This window comes from Halomonas sp. MMSF_3323, assembly GCF_030733595.1.
In the GTDB taxonomy this organism is placed as follows: Bacteria; Pseudomonadota; Gammaproteobacteria; order Pseudomonadales; family Halomonadaceae; genus Halomonas; species Halomonas litopenaei.
In genome coordinates this window covers 1-16,123 of sequence record NZ_JASHIT010000048.1, presented here as the reverse complement: position 1 = coordinate 16,123, position 16,123 = coordinate 1, and the positions used below count along the sequence as shown (strand labels likewise).

Annotated in this window: 17 protein-coding genes and 2 tRNA genes; 3 read left to right on the top strand and 16 right to left on the bottom strand. The window is 58.7% G+C overall.

The annotated features are described in order from the left end of the window. Positions 1 to 114 precede the first annotated feature (114 nt). A complete protein-coding gene (locus RBB39_RS19925; RefSeq protein ID WP_306169319.1) occupies positions 115 to 1,560 on the top strand; it encodes a sulfatase in 1,446 nt (481 codons plus the stop codon). A gap of 508 nt (positions 1,561 to 2,068) precedes the next feature. Here RBB39_RS19925 and RBB39_RS19920 read toward each other — a convergent pair. Genes RBB39_RS19920 through RBB39_RS19900 form a run of 5 tightly spaced genes read right to left on the bottom strand, consistent with a single transcriptional unit; the run spans position 2,069 to position 6,218 of the window. Next, complete coding sequence (locus RBB39_RS19920) at positions 2,069 to 2,410, bottom strand: NIPSNAP family protein (RefSeq protein WP_124802370.1); 342 nt, start codon at positions 2,408 to 2,410, stop codon at positions 2,069 to 2,071. A 1-nt stretch (position 2,411) separates the two neighbouring features. Then, positions 2,412 to 2,909: a TRAP transporter small permease gene (locus RBB39_RS19915; protein WP_306169318.1), complete on the bottom strand. Its 498-nt coding sequence runs from the start codon at positions 2,907 to 2,909 to the stop codon at positions 2,412 to 2,414. Further along, the gene (locus RBB39_RS19910; protein WP_124802374.1) at positions 2,906 to 4,192 is read right to left on the bottom strand and encodes a TRAP transporter large permease; all 1,287 of its coding nucleotides are present in this window, start codon (positions 4,190 to 4,192) and stop codon (positions 2,906 to 2,908) included. Before RBB39_RS19910 ends, RBB39_RS19915 begins: the two co-directional genes overlap by 4 nt. 58 nt (positions 4,193 to 4,250) lie before the next feature. Next, positions 4,251 to 5,222 (bottom strand): TRAP transporter substrate-binding protein, encoded by a 972-nt coding sequence (locus RBB39_RS19905; protein WP_306169317.1) that lies wholly within the window; start codon positions 5,220 to 5,222, stop codon positions 4,251 to 4,253. Positions 5,223 to 5,279: 57 nt separating this feature from the next. Continuing rightward, positions 5,280 to 6,218, bottom strand: a complete 939-nt coding sequence (locus RBB39_RS19900; protein WP_260425257.1) for an NAD(P)-dependent oxidoreductase — start codon at positions 6,216 to 6,218, stop codon at positions 5,280 to 5,282. Between the two features lie 135 nt (positions 6,219 to 6,353). On the opposite strand from RBB39_RS19900, the gene RBB39_RS19895 reads away from it, so the two are divergent. Both RBB39_RS19895 and RBB39_RS19890 read left to right on the top strand, forming a co-directional pair. Beyond that, entirely contained in the window at positions 6,354 to 7,094 is a 741-nt protein-coding gene (locus RBB39_RS19895) for a FadR/GntR family transcriptional regulator (protein ID WP_108131667.1), read from the top strand. An 18-nt stretch (positions 7,095 to 7,112) separates the two neighbouring features. Continuing rightward, positions 7,113 to 8,765, top strand: coding sequence for a thiamine pyrophosphate-binding protein (locus RBB39_RS19890; protein WP_124802380.1), 1,653 nt, complete (start codon positions 7,113 to 7,115; stop codon positions 8,763 to 8,765). Between the two features lie 391 nt (positions 8,766 to 9,156). Here the strand turns inward: RBB39_RS19890 and RBB39_RS19885 are convergent, their stop codons facing one another. From RBB39_RS19885 to RBB39_RS19835, 11 genes are all read right to left on the bottom strand, one after another. Continuing rightward, entirely contained in the window at positions 9,157 to 9,489 is a 333-nt protein-coding gene (locus tag RBB39_RS19885) for a gamma-glutamylcyclotransferase (protein WP_124802382.1), read from the bottom strand. A 533-nt stretch (positions 9,490 to 10,022) separates the two neighbouring features. Beyond that, positions 10,023 to 10,217, bottom strand: coding sequence for a hypothetical protein (locus RBB39_RS19880; RefSeq protein ID WP_306169316.1), 195 nt, complete (start codon positions 10,215 to 10,217; stop codon positions 10,023 to 10,025). Further along, entirely contained in the window at positions 10,214 to 10,831 is a 618-nt protein-coding gene (locus tag RBB39_RS19875) for a zeta toxin family protein (RefSeq protein WP_306169315.1), read from the bottom strand. Before RBB39_RS19875 ends, RBB39_RS19880 begins: the two co-directional genes overlap by 4 nt. Further along, positions 10,807 to 10,947, bottom strand: a complete 141-nt coding sequence (locus tag RBB39_RS19870; protein ID WP_306169314.1) for a hypothetical protein — start codon at positions 10,945 to 10,947, stop codon at positions 10,807 to 10,809. The genes RBB39_RS19875 and RBB39_RS19870 overlap by 25 nt, the downstream gene beginning before the upstream one ends. A 383-nt stretch (positions 10,948 to 11,330) precedes the next feature. Further along, positions 11,331 to 11,418: transfer RNA gene (locus RBB39_RS19865), tRNA-Ser, on the bottom strand. Between the two features lie 164 nt (positions 11,419 to 11,582). After that, positions 11,583 to 12,185 (bottom strand): YiiD C-terminal domain-containing protein, encoded by a 603-nt coding sequence (locus RBB39_RS19860; protein ID WP_306169313.1) that lies wholly within the window; start codon positions 12,183 to 12,185, stop codon positions 11,583 to 11,585. A 27-nt stretch (positions 12,186 to 12,212) separates the two neighbouring features. Beyond that, positions 12,213 to 12,773: a nitroreductase gene (locus RBB39_RS19855; protein ID WP_045993706.1), complete on the bottom strand. Its 561-nt coding sequence runs from the start codon at positions 12,771 to 12,773 to the stop codon at positions 12,213 to 12,215. Between the two features lie 117 nt (positions 12,774 to 12,890). Further along, positions 12,891 to 13,745, bottom strand: coding sequence for an NADPH-dependent 7-cyano-7-deazaguanine reductase QueF (gene queF / locus RBB39_RS19850; RefSeq protein ID WP_306169312.1), 855 nt, complete (start codon positions 13,743 to 13,745; stop codon positions 12,891 to 12,893). A 68-nt stretch (positions 13,746 to 13,813) separates the two neighbouring features. Beyond that, positions 13,814 to 14,587: an ABC transporter permease gene (locus tag RBB39_RS19845; protein WP_108131651.1), complete on the bottom strand. Its 774-nt coding sequence runs from the start codon at positions 14,585 to 14,587 to the stop codon at positions 13,814 to 13,816. Next, positions 14,584 to 15,528 (bottom strand): ABC transporter ATP-binding protein, encoded by a 945-nt coding sequence (locus RBB39_RS19840; protein ID WP_124802432.1) that lies wholly within the window; start codon positions 15,526 to 15,528, stop codon positions 14,584 to 14,586. Before RBB39_RS19840 ends, RBB39_RS19845 begins: the two co-directional genes overlap by 4 nt. Before the next feature lie 394 nt (positions 15,529 to 15,922). Further along, positions 15,923 to 15,997: transfer RNA gene (locus RBB39_RS19835), tRNA-Gly, on the bottom strand. Positions 15,998 to 16,123: the final 126 nt, after the last annotated feature.

Below are 16,123 nucleotides of genomic sequence, written 5' to 3'. Positions count from 1 at the left end.
ATGCCGCCGTCCTGCCACAAATACTAGCTCACTTGACACCTAGTTAGATCGTTCTATTGACGTCTATACAAATCTCGCTCTACAGTCATCCATCACGCATGCGAGGAGAACAATATGGATAAGCAACCCAACGTGATAATGATCCTGGCCGACGACATGGGCTTCTGGAGCCTGGGAACGCGCGGCAATCAGGAAGTCCAGACCCCCCATATCGACGCTCTGGCGCGTAGCGGAGTGGATTTCGTCAACTGCTACTGTGTTTCTCCGGTGTGCTCCCCTGCCCGCGCCTCGCTACTCACCGGACGCATCCCGTCGCAGCACGGTGTGCTCGACTGGATCCGCCAGGGCTCCGAGGACAAGAATGGCGACAGGTCCGTCGAATACCTGCAAGGCATGCTGGGATTCAGTGACGTGCTTCATGACAACGGCTACGACTGCGCCTTGATCGGCAAGTGGCATCTGGGTGACAGCGCACATCCCCAGAAAGGATTCACCCACTGGATCACCATGCCGAAAGGCTCCGACAGCTATTACGGCGCCAGAATGTACCGCAACGGCGTCGAAGAGATAGTCCCGGGTTATCTTACGGACTTCCTGGCCGACGAGGCGACCCACTATCTCGAGTCCCGTGCCGGAGAAGACCGTCCCTTCTTCCTGTCCTTGAATTTTTCCGCTCCCCACCGGCCCTGGCACAAGTCACAGCATCCACGCGAGGTCTGGAGCCAGTACGACGATTGTGAGTTTTCCACCTTCCCTCGCCTGCCGCGCCATCCCGATCAGATCAACAACGGCGTCTATCCCCAGGAAGACGTCAACGAGATGATCCAGGGCTACTGCACCTCACTGACCGCAGCCGACGCGGCGATCGGACGGGTCCTGGCCAGGCTCGAGGATCTCGGCCTCACCGAAGATACTCTGGTCATCTTCACCAGCGACAATGGCATGAGCCTTGGCCACCACGGCATCTACGGCAAAGGCAACGCGACCTACCCGCAGAATATGTACGACCAGGCGGTTCGCGTGCCCTTTATCATGGCCCAGCCCGGCAAGATCACACCAAGAGCCTCGACGGTACTCGTCAGTCACTACGATTTCTGCCCGACCTTGCTCGAGTACCTCGGCATCGATGCGAAGGTCGGCGACAATCTGCCTGGAAGGTCGTTTCTGCCCATCCTGACGGGGCCAGATGACACGCAAAGCCGGGATGTCGTGGTGTTCGACGAATATGGACCCGTGCGAATGCTCCGCGACAGCCGTTGGAAGTTTATCTGGCGCGTGGGTGACTGGCCCAACGAACTCTACGACATGACCGAGGATCCAGACGAACTCAACGACCTCATCCACTCCCCCGAGCATGCCGATATCGCGGCAGAGCTGGAACAGCGCATGGTTGCGTGGTTCGAGCAGTACGTCGATCCAGCAAGAGATGGCACCAAACAGCCGGTATTCGGCCGCGGTCAGATTGCCCGCGTCGATGCCAACGATACCGATGGCGTACCCTTCGCCGATGATTGGTTCTACCAGAGCAGCGGTGGCGAGGATTCCGGGCCGACACTCTAACCACTGGCTGAAACACCAAGGCACCAGGGCGAATCACTCACTCGGTGCTTGGCCATCGGGCCGAAACTGGGTGACAACGGCGGTCAGGCTCACGCAACCGGTTCAGCCTGCTTGCCGCTTCAGCCAGACAAGGGAACGACACCACCATCTGTTGGCTCGTTGAGTCCGCTGTCATGGTGGAGCGCCTCACGTCTTTGGATAGATGGCATTGCATGGCGCCCCCCTTGGCGATCGACCCCGCCCGCAATGCGAGGACACGCGGTCATCCCGACACGAAGCTCACTGGGCGATTCTGGCAGTTCGCCGGCGGGCACGGCCAGGAAACAAAAAACAGTGTGAAGCCGCTTCATCGACCCACGGTCCCCGACATCAATCCCCCAGTTCGACAAAAAGCTCCTTATCTCGGTGAGAAAAGGAGCCCATTGCCATATCGAAACATATATTTTAGTCGACTAGAAAGTATTTCCATCAAAAGTCGATCACATCAAAAGTCACTATTTCCTATGTACTACCCTTCGACCTTCTTTACGTGAAAGGGATCAAAGAAAGGCGCGGCGACGAGTATCTTGTTCTCCTGGCTGACCAGGTACCCCGCCTCGGCGCTTTTCGCGAGATATTCTTTCCACTCCGGGTCTGCCTGTAGCTTCTGGCGCTTGGCTGCGCGGTCGGCCGCATCCTCGTACATCCAGACATGCACATAGGAGTTGACATCACCCGTTTCAACCGCCCCATAAACAACGGGATAACCTAGGTGTTTACTCTGCACCTTCCACCCGTGGTCTTCATAGAGCTTCATGTGTTTCTTGATGGTACCCGGGCGGCAGGTGTATGTTCTTAGATCGTAGATCATCTTACTTCTCCTTCATCATGGTAGAAAATGGCGCTTTAACGTCCGCGATCGATTCAAACAGATCACGCAATGAGTAAATCATCATCAATGTTCCCGAGATGGGGATAGCGGCATAGAAAAGCCCCGTCGGAAGGTTCAGTACAGGCGTTACTGCACTGCTCCGTGCCGTCAGCTCCCATCCGTACCACGTCATGGCGAGCATGAACCCAAGGGATAGAAATGCCAGAAAGGCCCTGAGCAAAGGTGCCGCACGCTTTTGCCCTATCACCTGCTCGAGCCAATCTACTCTGAAGTGTCCCCGCTCTCGCCATAAGGCAGAGGAGCCCATGAATACCATCCAGGAAAACAAGCCCCTTACCACCTCATCCAGCCATGCGAAGCTCGCAAGTTGAAAGCTGCGCGCAATGACGCTTGAAAACAGCAGGATGAATAACGCTGCCAAACAGAACGAGGCAATCGCGCGCAGGAGTTGGCCCACCACTCGATCAAGTTTATTCATGAGTTCATCACCAGATCAGGCAGCCATGTCGATATCGCTGGAATCATGACGACGGCCATCAACACCACGAAAAGACCAATCAAGTAAGGCGTCAAGGCACGCGACAAGCGGCCGACGCTGATTTTGGCAATCGACGATGTTGCAAAGAGAACCATACCCACGGGAGGCGTCAGCAAACCGACCATCGAACACATGATCATGATCACGCCGAAATGCACCGGATCAACGCCAATCTGTGTTACGACAGGAAGAAACAAAGGCACGGTTAGTACGATGACCGCGATACCTTCCAGAAACATCCCCAGGACCAGCAAGATAGCAACGATAATAGCCATTATTATTGCTGGACTCTCGGAGAGGGAAAGCATGGTCTCCACCAACTGATTGGGAATGCGTTGGTGTATCAACAGCCAGCCAAAGAAGCCGGCGGCAGCAATAACGAACATGACCCGTACCGTATGGACCAATGTTTCCCATATTATCTCAGGAAGGTCGGATACCTTAACCTCACGATAGACAACCATTGATAAAAACATGGCGTAGGCACTGGCCATGACCCCCGCCTCGGTCGGTGTAAACACGCCACCAAATATCCCCGCAATAATAATCACCGGCGTCAGCAACGATAGAAGTGCAGACAGGAAACTACGGCCGATTTCGGCCCAATCGACATGATCCCGTCGGGACATCTTGTGGCGCAAGGCGTGCACGTAAACCGCCAGCATCAAGGCCAGCGCCATCAGGACGCCAGGCACAACGCCTGCAAGAAAAAGCTGGGCTACCGACACCCCGGTGATCGATGAATACAAGACGAAGGGGATGGATGGCGGAAACACCGGCCCTATGGTGGATGAGGCCGCCGTGATTGCCGCAGAAAAGTCCGGATCGTAGTCTCGATCCGCCATCGCTTTGAGCTCAACCTGCCCAAGCCCGGCCGCATCCGCCACAGCGGCACCAGACATGCCGGAAAAGAAGAGTGACGCCAGAACGTTTACCTGCCCAAGTCCACCACGAATATGTCCGACACACGCATCGGCGAAACGAAAGATCCGGTGAGTAATCCCTCCCGTGTTCATGAGATTACCGGCCAGGATGAAAAACGGTATCGCTAGAAGCGTAAAACCGGTGGTTGCCGAAAACATTCGTTGCGGCAACATCGCCAGAATATCAAAGTCCCCCTGCAGGGAATAAAAACCAACGGAAATCAGACCCAGCGCAGCAGCAACCGAAAGCCCGATACCAATCAAAGAGACAAGAGCTCCAAGGATGACGAATGTCAGCATATAGCACACCCCATACGGATTGGAGCGCAGTCCAGCGCTCCAATCCGTGCCGTAGAGATTAATCCAGGAAGCTCAGGAATGTTTGCATGTTTTCCTGACCGACATACTCTGAAACGCGATCTCTGGCCGGCCCCATCAGCTCAACAAACATCGCCGAGTCGGGATCCGTCACTTGCATGCCTCGCTCCTTGAGGGCAGCAATATCTTTCTCCTCTTGTGCGATGACGGCGTCCCGCATCATCGTCGAGGCGGCGACACTTTCCTCACGGACAATGGACTGCTGATCTTCGGAAAGAGAATCCCAGGTGTCCTTATTGACCACGTGGACCATGGAGTTGTAGACATGGCGTGTCAGAGCCAGATGGTCCTGCAACTCGTCAAAGTTGAAGTGGTAAATAACGCTGATGGGATTTTCCTGCCCGTCAACGACCCCTTGATTAAGAGCATTGGGAAGCTCGGGGAAGGCAATCTGCGCGGTTGATGCACCAAGTGCCTCAAGCGCTGCGACGATCTGCAATTCTGGCGGGGTGCGCAACTTCAAGCCGTCCACATCTTCGGGGCTCTCGATCGGCCTGACACTATTGGTGATATTTCTGAACCCATACTCCCAGTTTGACAGCATGACCAGCCCCTCCTCTTCGAGCTGTGGCGCAACCCACTCAAAGAAGGGACCGTCAAGGACGCTGTGAGCCTCTTCGTAACTTCCGAAGGCGAAGGGTGTCATTACCGTACCAAATGCTTTTACATACTTGTCCAATCCCCCCTGGGTCGGCAAGTTCATATCGACGACACCGAGAACGGTTTGCTCAAGCTGCTCGGGAGGTGAGCCAAGCTCGTTTGCGGGATATAGCTCGACAGATACCGCACCCTCTGTTCTTTCTTCAACATTTTTCGCGAATGCCAACGCCGCCTGATGGGCAGGATGAGATTCTGCAGCAAAATGTGCCATTCGTAACGTAACATCCTGCGCTTCAACCGAGGCTGACAGAATGCAAGCGAGCGTGCCGAAAAGGATTTTATTATAATACATAGTACAACCTTCCTCTCATTATAGTTATCAGTTCTGTTTCATTACATCAGTGAGCGCCTACTCCTTCAGGCAAGCTTCGATGCCAGAAAGCTCTTCATATGCCTTGATCACGGCTGTGCAACCTTCGCCACCGTGCCCCATTATCGAAGCGAGGGCATAGGTGTTGTGCACCGACTGCGCCATGAAAGCCGGAAGACCTGCCTGTTCCAACCACTCGGCATAATAACGAACGTCTTTCTGAGCATTTTCCAATGACATGTGTGGCGTAAAATCACGCTGGAGCGTCAGGTTGCCATAAAGGTCCATCATCCCAGACTTGCCACCAGCCGCCGAGATAATCCCGATGACCTTTGACATATCGAGCCCCTCTTTCGCGGCAAGGGCGAAGCCTTCGCACCAGGACGCCACATTGGCGAAGGCAATGTAGTTATGGATCAACTTCAAGCGTGTCGCGTGTCCGGCGGGACCCACATGAAAAATGTTTTCAGCATAAGCACCGAAGACGGGGCGCAGTCGCTCCAGCAGTGCCTCATCGCCACCAAACAAGACGTTGACCTCACCACGTTCAGCATGAGCGGGAGTGCGGGTCATTGGGGCTTCTGCGTAGTGGACAGAGGCTTGCTCACACGCTTTGCGCATCAGCTCGACATGCTCGACCGAGACCGTCGTGTGGTCCAGAAAGATGGCATCCTTAGGCAACTTGGCCAAGGCGCCATCGGGTCCGAGGGCGAGCGCCTGGACCGCTTCTGCGGTGGTGATACAGACGGCAAGAATATCGGACTCTGCGGCGATCTCGCCGATCGAGCCTCCTTTTGCCGCGCCTTCATTGACCGCGCCGGCGACCCTTTCCGGATCCAGATCGTAGACCGTAACCCTGTGGCCCTTGAGGCAGAGATTCTTGACGAGCCCTCTCCCCATGCCCCCCAGACCGACAAACCCGATACGTTGCCCTGCCATTACCTTCTCCTTGTTGCTCTTGTGTTCTGTGGACCTCAAGCTAGTTCAAGCCTGTTTGTCTGACAACTGTTTTTAGTGCTACCTTTGTCGCACTAGCCCCTTACAGGTCGCATGGCCTACGCTTCAACGACGCGTCGCGGCTTGAGCTGTTCAGACGATCAGGAAGACATCCCAATGCAGGATTTTGAAATCTATGGGCGTATTGATCGCCCTCGCCGGCTACCTGATGAGGTCGCGGTAGCCCTGACCAAGGCGATCGAAGGAGGCCAGCTTCAGCCTGGCGACCGCCTTCCAACTGAGGCGGTACTTTCCAAGAAATTTGGCGTTGCGCGCACGGTGATCCGCGAGGCGATTTCGCTTCTCAAGTACGATGGCGTCGTCGACTCACGACGTGGCGTCGGCACTTTTATTACGGAAACCACCAATCGGTCGGCGTTTCGCATCAGCCCGGGATGTTTCGAAAAACGCAAGCAGATCATAAAGTTGCTTCAGCTTAGAGCAGAGGTGCAGGCAGGGGCCTCTGCGCTTGCCGCTGGAACACGCACGGCTGAGCAAATGCAGGCTTTAGAAGAACTCTTTGCAGAAATCGAGCGACTCGACGCACTCGGTCCAGATGGAGCGCTAGAGCAAAGAGTCGACACCGAGCTCGAATTCTATCGCCGCATTACCGAAGCTTCTGACAATGAATATTATGTCGAGGTTATCGGCATGATTGAGGGGAATATACAGAGCAACCTGCGCTCGGCCTTTCTGAAGAATGCAGCGGCTTCTGAATTCGGCCCTTCCATTCTGGATGAACACCGCGCGGTGAGAGATGCACTGGCAATACAAGACGCATCGCTAGCCCGCAGCGCGACACGCCTACGCTTCGAACGCGCGGCTGAGCGCCTGGCAGCACGCGAAGACTTTCTATAAGAACAAGGGTCTAGATTTATGAGTGAACAACCGTCACGTCATGGTGGGAAAGTTCTCGTCGAAGCCCTCGAGGCACAGGGGGTGGAGCGGGTATTTTGTGTGCCTGGAGAAAGCTACCTGGCCGCTCTTGATGGGCTTTTCGATTCCGGCGTGGACACCATCGTGACGCGACACGAAGGCGGGGCCTCGCTGATGGCCGAAGCCGATGGAAAACTTACCGGGCGTCCCGGCATCGCTTTCGTCACGCGGGGCCCCGGCGCCACCAACGCTTCCTGTGGCGTACATGTCGCCTACCAGGACTCGACGCCCATGATCCTCTTCATTGGGCAGGTGGCGAGCGATCAGCGCGACAGAGAAGCCTTCCAGGAAGTCGACTACCGGGCCATGTTCAATCCATTGGCAAAATGGGTCGCGGAAATTGATCGCGTCGACCGGATTCCTGAGTACGTAAGCCACGCCTTCCATGTCGCTCAAAGCGGCCGTCCGGGTCCTGTTGTGCTCGCACTTCCCGAGGACATCCTCTCATCAGACTACACTGGCGCCCCGGCTGTACCGGCTGCCACGCTACCTTCGGGCAAGGCGGCTGAGAGCGATGTCGGCGCCATTGTCGACATGCTGGCAAAGGCCGAACGCCCGTTGGTTATCGTCGGCGGTGGGCCCTGGTCCCAGAAAGCCGCCAATGCGCTCGGACGATTTGCCGACAAGGCCGCGCTACCGGTGGGAGCCTCCTTTCGCTGCCAGGACTATCTCGACAACCGACATTCACACTATGTTGGCGACGTTGGTATCGGCATCAACCCCAAGCTCGCGGAACGCGTCAAGAATGCCGATGTCATTCTCTCACTCGGTGCTCGACTGGGTGAAATGACGACCAGCGGTTACACCTTGCTGACGCCTCCCCTGCCGCGACAGACCCTCATACACGTCCACGCAGACGCTGCGGAAATTGGTCGCGTCTATCGACCGGCCCTCGGCGTCGTCGCGAACGCTGCTGAGCTCGTCTGTCAGCTGGCCGATGCAGCAAGGTCGCCGGAGTCACCGCGTGAGCAATGGATCACCGGCGCGCGCTCGGACTACGAGGAGTGGCAGCAACCACAGCAGAGCCCCGGTGACCTGAAGATGGAACAAGTCATCTCCCACCTCAACGAGGCGCTCGGTGAGGATGCCATCCTGACAAATGGTGCCGGGAACTACTCCGCGTGGCTTCATCGCTACTATCGCTATCGCAACTGGCCAACCCAGCTTGCCCCCACCAGTGGTTCAATGGGCTACGGCTTGCCGGCAGCGATCGCCGCCAAATTGCGCCACCCCGAGCGAGACGTGGTCTGCCTGGCAGGGGATGGCTGCTTTCAGATGGTGATGCAAGAGTTTGGTGTTGCCTGTCAGTACGGCGCAAATGTCATCGTTCTGGTGTCCAACAACGGCATGTACGGCACCATTCGCATGCATCAGGAACGAAAGTATCCGGACCGCCCCTCGGGAACACGAATGCACAATCCCGACTTCGCTGCATTCGCCAGAAGTTACGGGGGCTTTGGCGCAACCGTGACCAGCGATAGCGAATTTCCAGCCGCACTGCAGGCAGCCAGAGAGGCAGGGGTCCCCGCGATCCTGGACTTGAAGGTGGACCCACACGCCCTGTCGCCCAAGCTGACCCTGGCCCATCCATGAAGGCAGTAGCCAAGAGATACCCGCGCGGACCGGAAGCTGCCCTACCATCGGCAGGGTAGGCCTGACTCACCGCGACGACCCTGCCGGGCCGCAGCAGCATCTCAGTCTCAAGCTGCACTTAGTAGGAAGCAGCGCTCGCGTAGAAAGCTGCACTCGCGGCCCGGGATCGGCTAGCTTGATGGCATCTGATGCACAGCTTGGGCTCTGGCATCCGCGGCGAGTGAGGATGGTATTTCACAGACCTTTCACTGGTAAGTGATCCACCGCCAATGCGTAAAGCTCGCCACACGTATTTCGATAGCCGGTGATCTTGCGGTACGGGAAATGATCACCACCAGGCCGGTTTGACGCGTCTTTCCACACCACCGCAGGGTGAGATCAGCTCCCCTCGTCAGGCTCCTCTGCGCAGGGCGTAGACGTAGGCCTCGACCCTACCGCCATCATCGAGCCTGACGGTGACCGGGGTACGTTGGTACTCGGGCCCCTCGAACTCGTCCAGGGCCGCCCAGTGTTCCGGTAGTGCGTCGGACACGAAGACGTGGCCTCGGATATCGTCGCCGGCGTCATCCAGCACCAGGCCCGGGAAGCCCATCTCGGCGCCCCAACCCGCCTGGTGCAGCCGTCCCTTGATGCTGCCCGGTTGCCAATGGCCGCCGATGGCCTGCATGACGTGTTCGTTGGGTCCGCCCGGCCCCAAGGTCCCGTAGATAAACAGGTGTGCCATAAACTCCTCTGTGGCCTCCATTATGGGGATTATTGGGATATCCGCTCCAATTGGACCACTTCAATCACTACCCGTCTCGGATGTCGCTTTTAGCATGTGACCGGTGATACCAATGCGGGAGGCGCCTTTCTCAAGCTTCGCCGAGACTGAGAATACCTGCTGGTTCGCCGTGCCGCTGGCGGGAGAAATCGCCTCAAGGCTGGTACGCGAGGAGGCCTCACCCGACAACATCGTCCAAGTAGTCATGACACGTCGTTAAACGCCGAGACTTGAATGACGCGCATGCCCGGCCATGTCGAGATCTTCACCGAACAGGCAGATGCCACCCGTAGGAGAGCTACGCCGCTTACATGCCGCATTGCAATGAACGATTCGCTGAGGCCATGGCGACTGTCAGTGCTCCCGCGCGACTCGGCGGCCCTCTTCAGGCCACGATCGCTCACCCGCGACTGGCTGTCATCAATCATGCTGCGCAGGCCCTTGGCCGTAGTATATCCATGCGCGATCCACGGCTTCCCCCCATCGCTGGGATCTCAGGTCGACTCCCGGCCCTGCTCATCCAGGCCATCCACCGGTTGGTTTGGTGCATCATCGCCCACCAGCGTGGGTTTACCGTCCTGCCAAATCACAGCGTACTGACCCAGACGCCGTTTGCGGTCCAACGTCTCGGAGACTGCATCACGGAGGCAGTCGAGCATAGCCTGGGTATCCGGTGTCAGTTGAGTCATGATCGTGCCTCCTTGACGATGGTGTTGAAGTGGCGGTCATCGAGAATCAAACGCTGTGAACCTGTCTGTTCGAACACAGGCTCAGGAGTCCCCCCGGCGTTCATGAAGCAGCGTGCCCGAGTGACACTAGGAGCATACAGTGTCAGCAGGTTGGACAGGCTGCGCGGGAAACGACGCTGAATATCCTTCAGCGGAATGTTGTGACCACCGTGTGAAACACGCTCTGCGACACGCAGCCGCGACATCTCCACCGAGGGCAGGGCCAGGTAAACCAGCTCAACTCGCCAGCCCGTTGCCAACAGCCGCTTCACCAGGCTCAGGTAACCTCGCCCCGAGAGCGTAGTCTCGAAGGCGAAATCCTCCCCTTTATCGATCGCGTGTTCAATTTCTCGCAGAAATATTCGGCTAGCGGCCAGTAGCTCGCGCTCCGGTGCCAGGGGCGACAATCCGGCGGCGATCATATCGGCATTGATAAAGCGTGCGCACTTGGCTACCTGAGGCAGGTAGTGAAGAGCAAAGGTCGTCTTGCCAGCACCATTGGGGCCGGCAATGATCCAGCAGGTGGCAGCGCCGATTCCAGACCTCGTCGTCATACCCCTTCCATATGCGTGCATGCAAGGCATTCTTCCAGGCAACGCGCACTACCGATCGGCTTAGAGCCGTGCAGACCGTTGAGATAGATCGCACCGACGTCGTTGCTATCACTGGTACCAATGTTGACGGTCGCCATCAGTGCCTCCAGGGTCGCTTCGATAGCTTTCCCCAATACTACCTCGTTGGCCAGAAGAACGCCTTTGGTCGATGGGTCTGGTAGAGCGCACAGTGCGGCATCAGTCTGATGAGAGTTGAGATCAACGGACCTATCAGCCAGGTCCGTCACCGCTCGATCAACATCGCCTCTAGGTCACCGCCGGATCAGCGCGCATGCCAAGCACTTGGCGTGGTAAACCGTAATGCGCTCCTGGCGCCATCTCTCAGCCTTATCCAACTGCCTTGCCACGACAGTCTACTGTCCTGAGACAACACAATGAACAAGGAAGTCCACATCACGAGTAGCGACATCAAGCGGAAACAAAAAAGCCGCTGATTTCTCAGCGGCTTTCTCAAATTCTGTGGCGGAGGGGGAGGGATTCGAACCCTCGAAGCCTTTCGACTTACACACTTTCCAGGCGTGCTCCTTCGACCACTCGGACACCCCTCCGCATTGTCATCCCGAGAAACATGATGCCCGCGTTGCGCGGTGCTTATCCCTCAAGACGGCGCATACTTTATCGCCTTAAGTTCTCGATTGCAAGCCGTTTTTCGGCTTACATCAGATTCGTCGTGTGGCAGTTCCGGGTCTGATGGCGAAGCGGCGCGATGGCGTCAGCGTGCTGCGATGGGAGGTTCGCTGGCCAGCACGGCGTAGTCACCCCTCGCTTCCAGGCAAAGGGTGTCGCCGCACCACAGCTGCTGGACCAGGGCTATGCGGCCCTTGCCGCGTTCTGCCAGGCGCTGCTCCAGCGCCGCTTCGGCGCCTGTTTCCCTGCCGACCTGCCCGGCACTACCCTGCCCTGCCGTACCACTGGCATCAACATCTGAGGAGCCGCTCGCCTCGGGTCGGCAGATCAGGCGGTAGTCGCCGGTCACCGGGGCGAGAAAGCGCTGGCTGGCCTCGGCCACCACCACATCGCGGTTGTAGCCTCGACGACGCAGCCACAGGGTGGTCCAGCACCAGCCGAGCAAGGTGGTCTGGGCGGCCAGCGAGCCGCCGAAGCCGGTGCCCTTGTCGTTGAGGTTCGGGGTCAGGGCAAGCTCCCAACGCAGCGACTCCTTGTCGCGCGCCATGCAGGTGATGCCAAGCGATCCGACCAGGGGGATCGCCTCACCCAGCCAGTCGAGAAAGGCCCCGGGGTCGTCCTCGCCTCCCTCGGGCGGCAAGACGGGCCGCGGGTGGGCCGTGCCAACGCGTCTGATCAATTCATCCATGGTTCAGTCCCAACGCTCGGCTCTCTATTAGTCCCAGCGCTCGACAAAGTCCTCACTATCATGACAGGCGATGGGCTTGTGGCGGCCTCCGAGCTGGCCGATGTAGATAAAGGCGACCAGTTCGTCGTCGTCGCCGAGCCTCAGGCCCTTGCGCACGGTGTCGTCGAAGGCGTACTTGCCGCTGCGCCACATGGCGCCGAGCCCCAAGGCGTGGGCGGCCAGCAGGATGCCGTGGGCAGCGCAGCCAGCGGAGATGACCTGCTCGATCTTCGGCACCTTGGGTACGTCCGGGTCCACCTTGGCGACGACGCCGATGATCATGGGTGCGCGCTTGGGCTTCATTCGAGCGCTGTTGAGGCACTCGTCTGTCGCCTTGGGGTCTTCGCGAAATTCGGCCTCGGCGAACAATTCACCCAGGCGGTCGAGCCCCTCGCCGGAGAACTCGATAAACCGCCAGGGTCTGAGTTCCTTGTGATCCGGTGCGCGCAGGGCGGCGCAGTAGATCGCCTCGAGCTGCTCACGGCTGGGGGCCGGTCCCATCAGCTTGCCCATGGAGCTGCGCTCGTGCAGCAGTGTCATTGCATCCATCGTGTCACTCCAGAGGGTCCGAGCCCTGTCACTGTTCAGCGATCGAGAATTCTTCGCATTACCCTACCAGATCACTCGGGTATTGTCTGTGGCGCTATCGCCCTGAGCCATTGCCGACTACTGGCGCGCCAGGCGCAGCGGCGTGGGCGGCGCCTCGCCGGGGGTACCGCGCCAGGGGCTGATGTCGAGGCCACCGCGGCGCACGTAGCGTGCCAGCACCAAGAGCCGTTCTGGGCGAGCCTTGTCCATCAGGTCCATGAAGATATGCTCGACGCAGTGCTCGTGGAAGTCCTGGTGCTGGCGATAGCCGACGATGTAGCGCAGAAGGCCTTCGCGATCGAGCCGGGGACCGCAGTAGCGGATCATCACGCTGCCCCAGTCGGGCTGGCCGGTCACCGGGCAGTTGGACTTGAGCAGATGGGATGTCAGCGTTTCCTCGACGATCTCGTCACTGACCGAAAGGTGCTCCGGGCTCGGCGTATAGTCGCTGATCTCGATGTCCTGATCGTCGATGCACTCCCCCGGCAACGGGCGCGGGTTGAGCTCGGCGTCGTCCACCGCCAGGATCTCCACGCTGAGCTCGGCACCGGCGGCCTCGCTCAAGTCGCGCTTCAGCGTTTCGATCAGTTCGTCGTGGCCAGCAAAGCGGGTCTGATTCAGGCTATTGAGGTAGAGCTTCCAGGATTTGGACTCGATCAGCCGGGGCGAGCTTGCCGGCAGGCGAAAGCGTGCCACGGCGACACAGGGCTTGCCCCTGGGCGTCAGCCAGGACAGCTCGAAGGCGTGCCATTCATCCTCGCCGACGAAGGGCAGCGCCCCCTCCTCGATTCCCAGCGGTTTGCGGTTGGCGGCGCGTTCGATGGGAAACAGAAGCTGCGCATCGTAGCGCTCGGGATAGTCCGACTCCCGCCCCAGCGGCGCATCGGTCAGGGTGTCGGGGCGGTGGTGGGGATCCCGGGGGATAGTGGACATGGCAATACCTGAACAAGAGAGAGTCCGAGAGACAAACGGCTACCGGCCGCCCGAGGCGGCCGGTGCGATCAACTGCGAATGCCCTTGCCGTTTTCCAGCATCCACAGGGCGATGGCGAACAGTGCCACGATAAAGCCGAAGATGGCGGCAAGCGCCCAGCCGACCGGGATGTCGGAGACGCCAAGGAAACCGTAGCGGAAGACGTTGACCATGTAGAGGATGGGGTTGAGCATCGAGGCGCCCTGCCAGAAGGCCGGCAGCAGCGAAATCGAGTAGAAGACCCCACCCAGGTAGGTCAGCGGCGTCAGCACGAAGGTCGGCACGATGGAGATATCGTCGAACTTCTTGCCGAGCAGAGCGTTGATGAAGCCGCCGGTGGCGAACAGTGCCGCGGTCAGGATCACCACCCCGATGGTCAACAGCGGGTGGGCCACCTCGATACGGGTGAAGAACAGCGACACCCCGGTGACGATAATGCCGACACCGAGCCCGCGCGCCATGCCGCCGAGGATAAAGCCCGCCAGTATCACCCAGTTGGGCATCGGCGAGACCATCATCTCCTCGACGCTGCGCTGGAACTTGTTGGAGAAGAACGACGAGGCCACGTTGGAGTAGCTGTTGGTGATCACCGACATCATGATCAGCCCCGGGACGATGAAGTCCATATAGCTGTAGCCGTCCATCTCACCGATGCGCGAGCCGATCAGGTTGCCGAAGATGATGAAGTACATCGTCATGGTGATCGACGGCGGCAACAGGGTCTGCGGCCAGATCCGGGTAAAGCGCCGGACTTCCTTGGCCACCAGGGTCCACAGGGCGATCGCGATCTGACTCGGGTTCATCCTCTCAGCTCCTTGTCGGCGTTGCCGCTTTCCACCATGGACACGAACATTTCCTCCAGCCGGTTGGCCCGGTTGCGCATCGACAGCACCCGCACGCCGTCTGCCTTGAGGGCATCAAAGACGTCGTTGAGGCACTGCCCGCGATGCACCATCACCGATAGCTGGGCGCTGTCCACCTGCTTGACCTCGAAGCCTTCGATGGCGGGGGCATGATCGATGGGTTCGGCCAGATCCAGCAGGAAGGTCTCGGTGTCGAGCTCACTCAGTAGCTCGCGCACGCTGGTGTTCCTGACGATCTCGCCGTGGTTGATGATGCCCACGTTGCGGCACAGGCTCTCCGCCTCTTCCAGATAGTGGGTGGTCAGGATGATGGTGGTGCCTTCCTCGCGGTTGATACGCCGCATGTACTCCCACATGCTGCGACGCAACTCGATATCCACCCCGGCGGTGGGCTCATCGAGGATCAACAGCTTGGGACGGTGCATCAGCGCGCGGGCGATCATCAGGCGGCGCTTCATGCCGCCGGACAACATGCGCGCACTACCATTGCGCTTGTCCCACAGGCTGAGGTCCCTGAGCAGGCTTTCCGCCCGAGGCAGGGCTTCACGGCGAGGCATGCCGTAGTAGCCGGCCTGGGCCAGCACGATATCGATGACCCGCTCGAACTGGTTGAAGTTGAACTCCTGCGGCACCACCCCGAGATGGTACTTGGCCCGGGCAAAGTCCTCGTCGATATCGATGCCGAAGATCTTTACCTGGCCGGCGGTCTTCTGCACCAGCGAACAGACCACGCCCAGGGTGGTGGACTTGCCCGCCCCATTGGGGCCAAGCAAGGCGTAGAAGTCGCCCTGCTGAACGTCGAGGTCGATGCCCTTTAGGGCCTTGAAGCCATTGCCGTAGACCTTGGTCAGGCCTCGAATGGACAGAGCCGGTTCGGCCATGAGGGATCCTTGGTGTCAGGGTTGAAAGCTTGGGCTTTGAAGCATGAGATCGGACGCCAAGCGCTGCACGCCTTCGCTAGCTTGCCTGTCGCGGGTGACTCGACGTTGACGGTTGGCATCGGCTTGCCCAACCCGTCGCGATCGCGCCGTGCCGAGCGACGGGATTCGCTATTCGATAGAAGGCTTAGCATATGGGGTCGGTCGGGAGCATCTTCAACCGGACAAAGCGGCAAATGCGGCGTCGACGCAAGGGGCACTCGATGGTCTTACGCCGGACTCGCTTCGCGCAAGCACAAAAAAATCGCCGATCAACGCGATGATTCGCGTCGCTCAGGCGACTGTTGCTGCTTCTGGCGATGTGCTTTCCACAGGTATTTGAGACGCTTCTCGATACTGGAGCGGGAAACGAGATTCGAACTCGCGACCCCAACCTTGGCAAGGTTGTGCTCTACCACTGAGCTATTCCCGCTTGATCGATGCAGTCCAACGATGTCTTCATCGTGTCCTGCCTGCGCTGCGAAGTGGCGTCCCATAGGGGGTTCGAACCCCTGTTCCCGCCGTGAAAGGGCGGTGTCCTGGACCACTAGACGAATGG

Excerpts from the sequence above, each read along its gene's own strand:
- RBB39_RS19840 (WP_124802432.1), bottom strand. The coding sequence starts at position 15,528 with ATGGCCGAACCGGCTCTGTCCATTCGAGGCCTGACCAAGGTCTACGGC.
- RBB39_RS19880 (WP_306169316.1), bottom strand. The coding sequence starts at position 10,217 with ATGACTCAACTGACACCGGATACCCAGGCTATGCTCGACTGCCTCCGT.
- RBB39_RS19890 (WP_124802380.1), top strand. The coding sequence starts at position 7,113 with ATGAGTGAACAACCGTCACGTCATGGTGGGAAAGTTCTCGTCGAAGCC.
- RBB39_RS19860 (WP_306169313.1), bottom strand. The coding sequence starts at position 12,185 with ATGGATGAATTGATCAGACGCGTTGGCACGGCCCACCCGCGGCCCGTC.
- RBB39_RS19875 (WP_306169315.1), bottom strand. The coding sequence starts at position 10,831 with ATGCACGCATATGGAAGGGGTATGACGACGAGGTCTGGAATCGGCGCT.
- RBB39_RS19895 (WP_108131667.1), top strand. The coding sequence starts at position 6,354 with ATGCAGGATTTTGAAATCTATGGGCGTATTGATCGCCCTCGCCGGCTA.
- RBB39_RS19885 (WP_124802382.1), bottom strand. The coding sequence starts at position 9,489 with ATGGCACACCTGTTTATCTACGGGACCTTGGGGCCGGGCGGACCCAAC.
- RBB39_RS19855 (WP_045993706.1), bottom strand. The coding sequence starts at position 12,773 with ATGGATGCAATGACACTGCTGCACGAGCGCAGCTCCATGGGCAAGCTG.
- RBB39_RS19925 (WP_306169319.1), top strand. The coding sequence starts at position 115 with ATGGATAAGCAACCCAACGTGATAATGATCCTGGCCGACGACATGGGC.
- RBB39_RS19915 (WP_306169318.1), bottom strand. The coding sequence starts at position 2,909 with ATGAATAAACTTGATCGAGTGGTGGGCCAACTCCTGCGCGCGATTGCC.
- RBB39_RS19845 (WP_108131651.1), bottom strand. The coding sequence starts at position 14,587 with ATGAACCCGAGTCAGATCGCGATCGCCCTGTGGACCCTGGTGGCCAAG.
- RBB39_RS19920 (WP_124802370.1), bottom strand. The coding sequence starts at position 2,410 with ATGATCTACGATCTAAGAACATACACCTGCCGCCCGGGTACCATCAAG.
- queF (WP_306169312.1), bottom strand. The coding sequence starts at position 13,745 with ATGTCCACTATCCCCCGGGATCCCCACCACCGCCCCGACACCCTGACC.
- RBB39_RS19905 (WP_306169317.1), bottom strand. The coding sequence starts at position 5,222 with ATGTATTATAATAAAATCCTTTTCGGCACGCTCGCTTGCATTCTGTCA.
- RBB39_RS19910 (WP_124802374.1), bottom strand. The coding sequence starts at position 4,192 with ATGCTGACATTCGTCATCCTTGGAGCTCTTGTCTCTTTGATTGGTATC.
- RBB39_RS19870 (WP_306169314.1), bottom strand. The coding sequence starts at position 10,947 with ATGGCGACCGTCAACATTGGTACCAGTGATAGCAACGACGTCGGTGCG.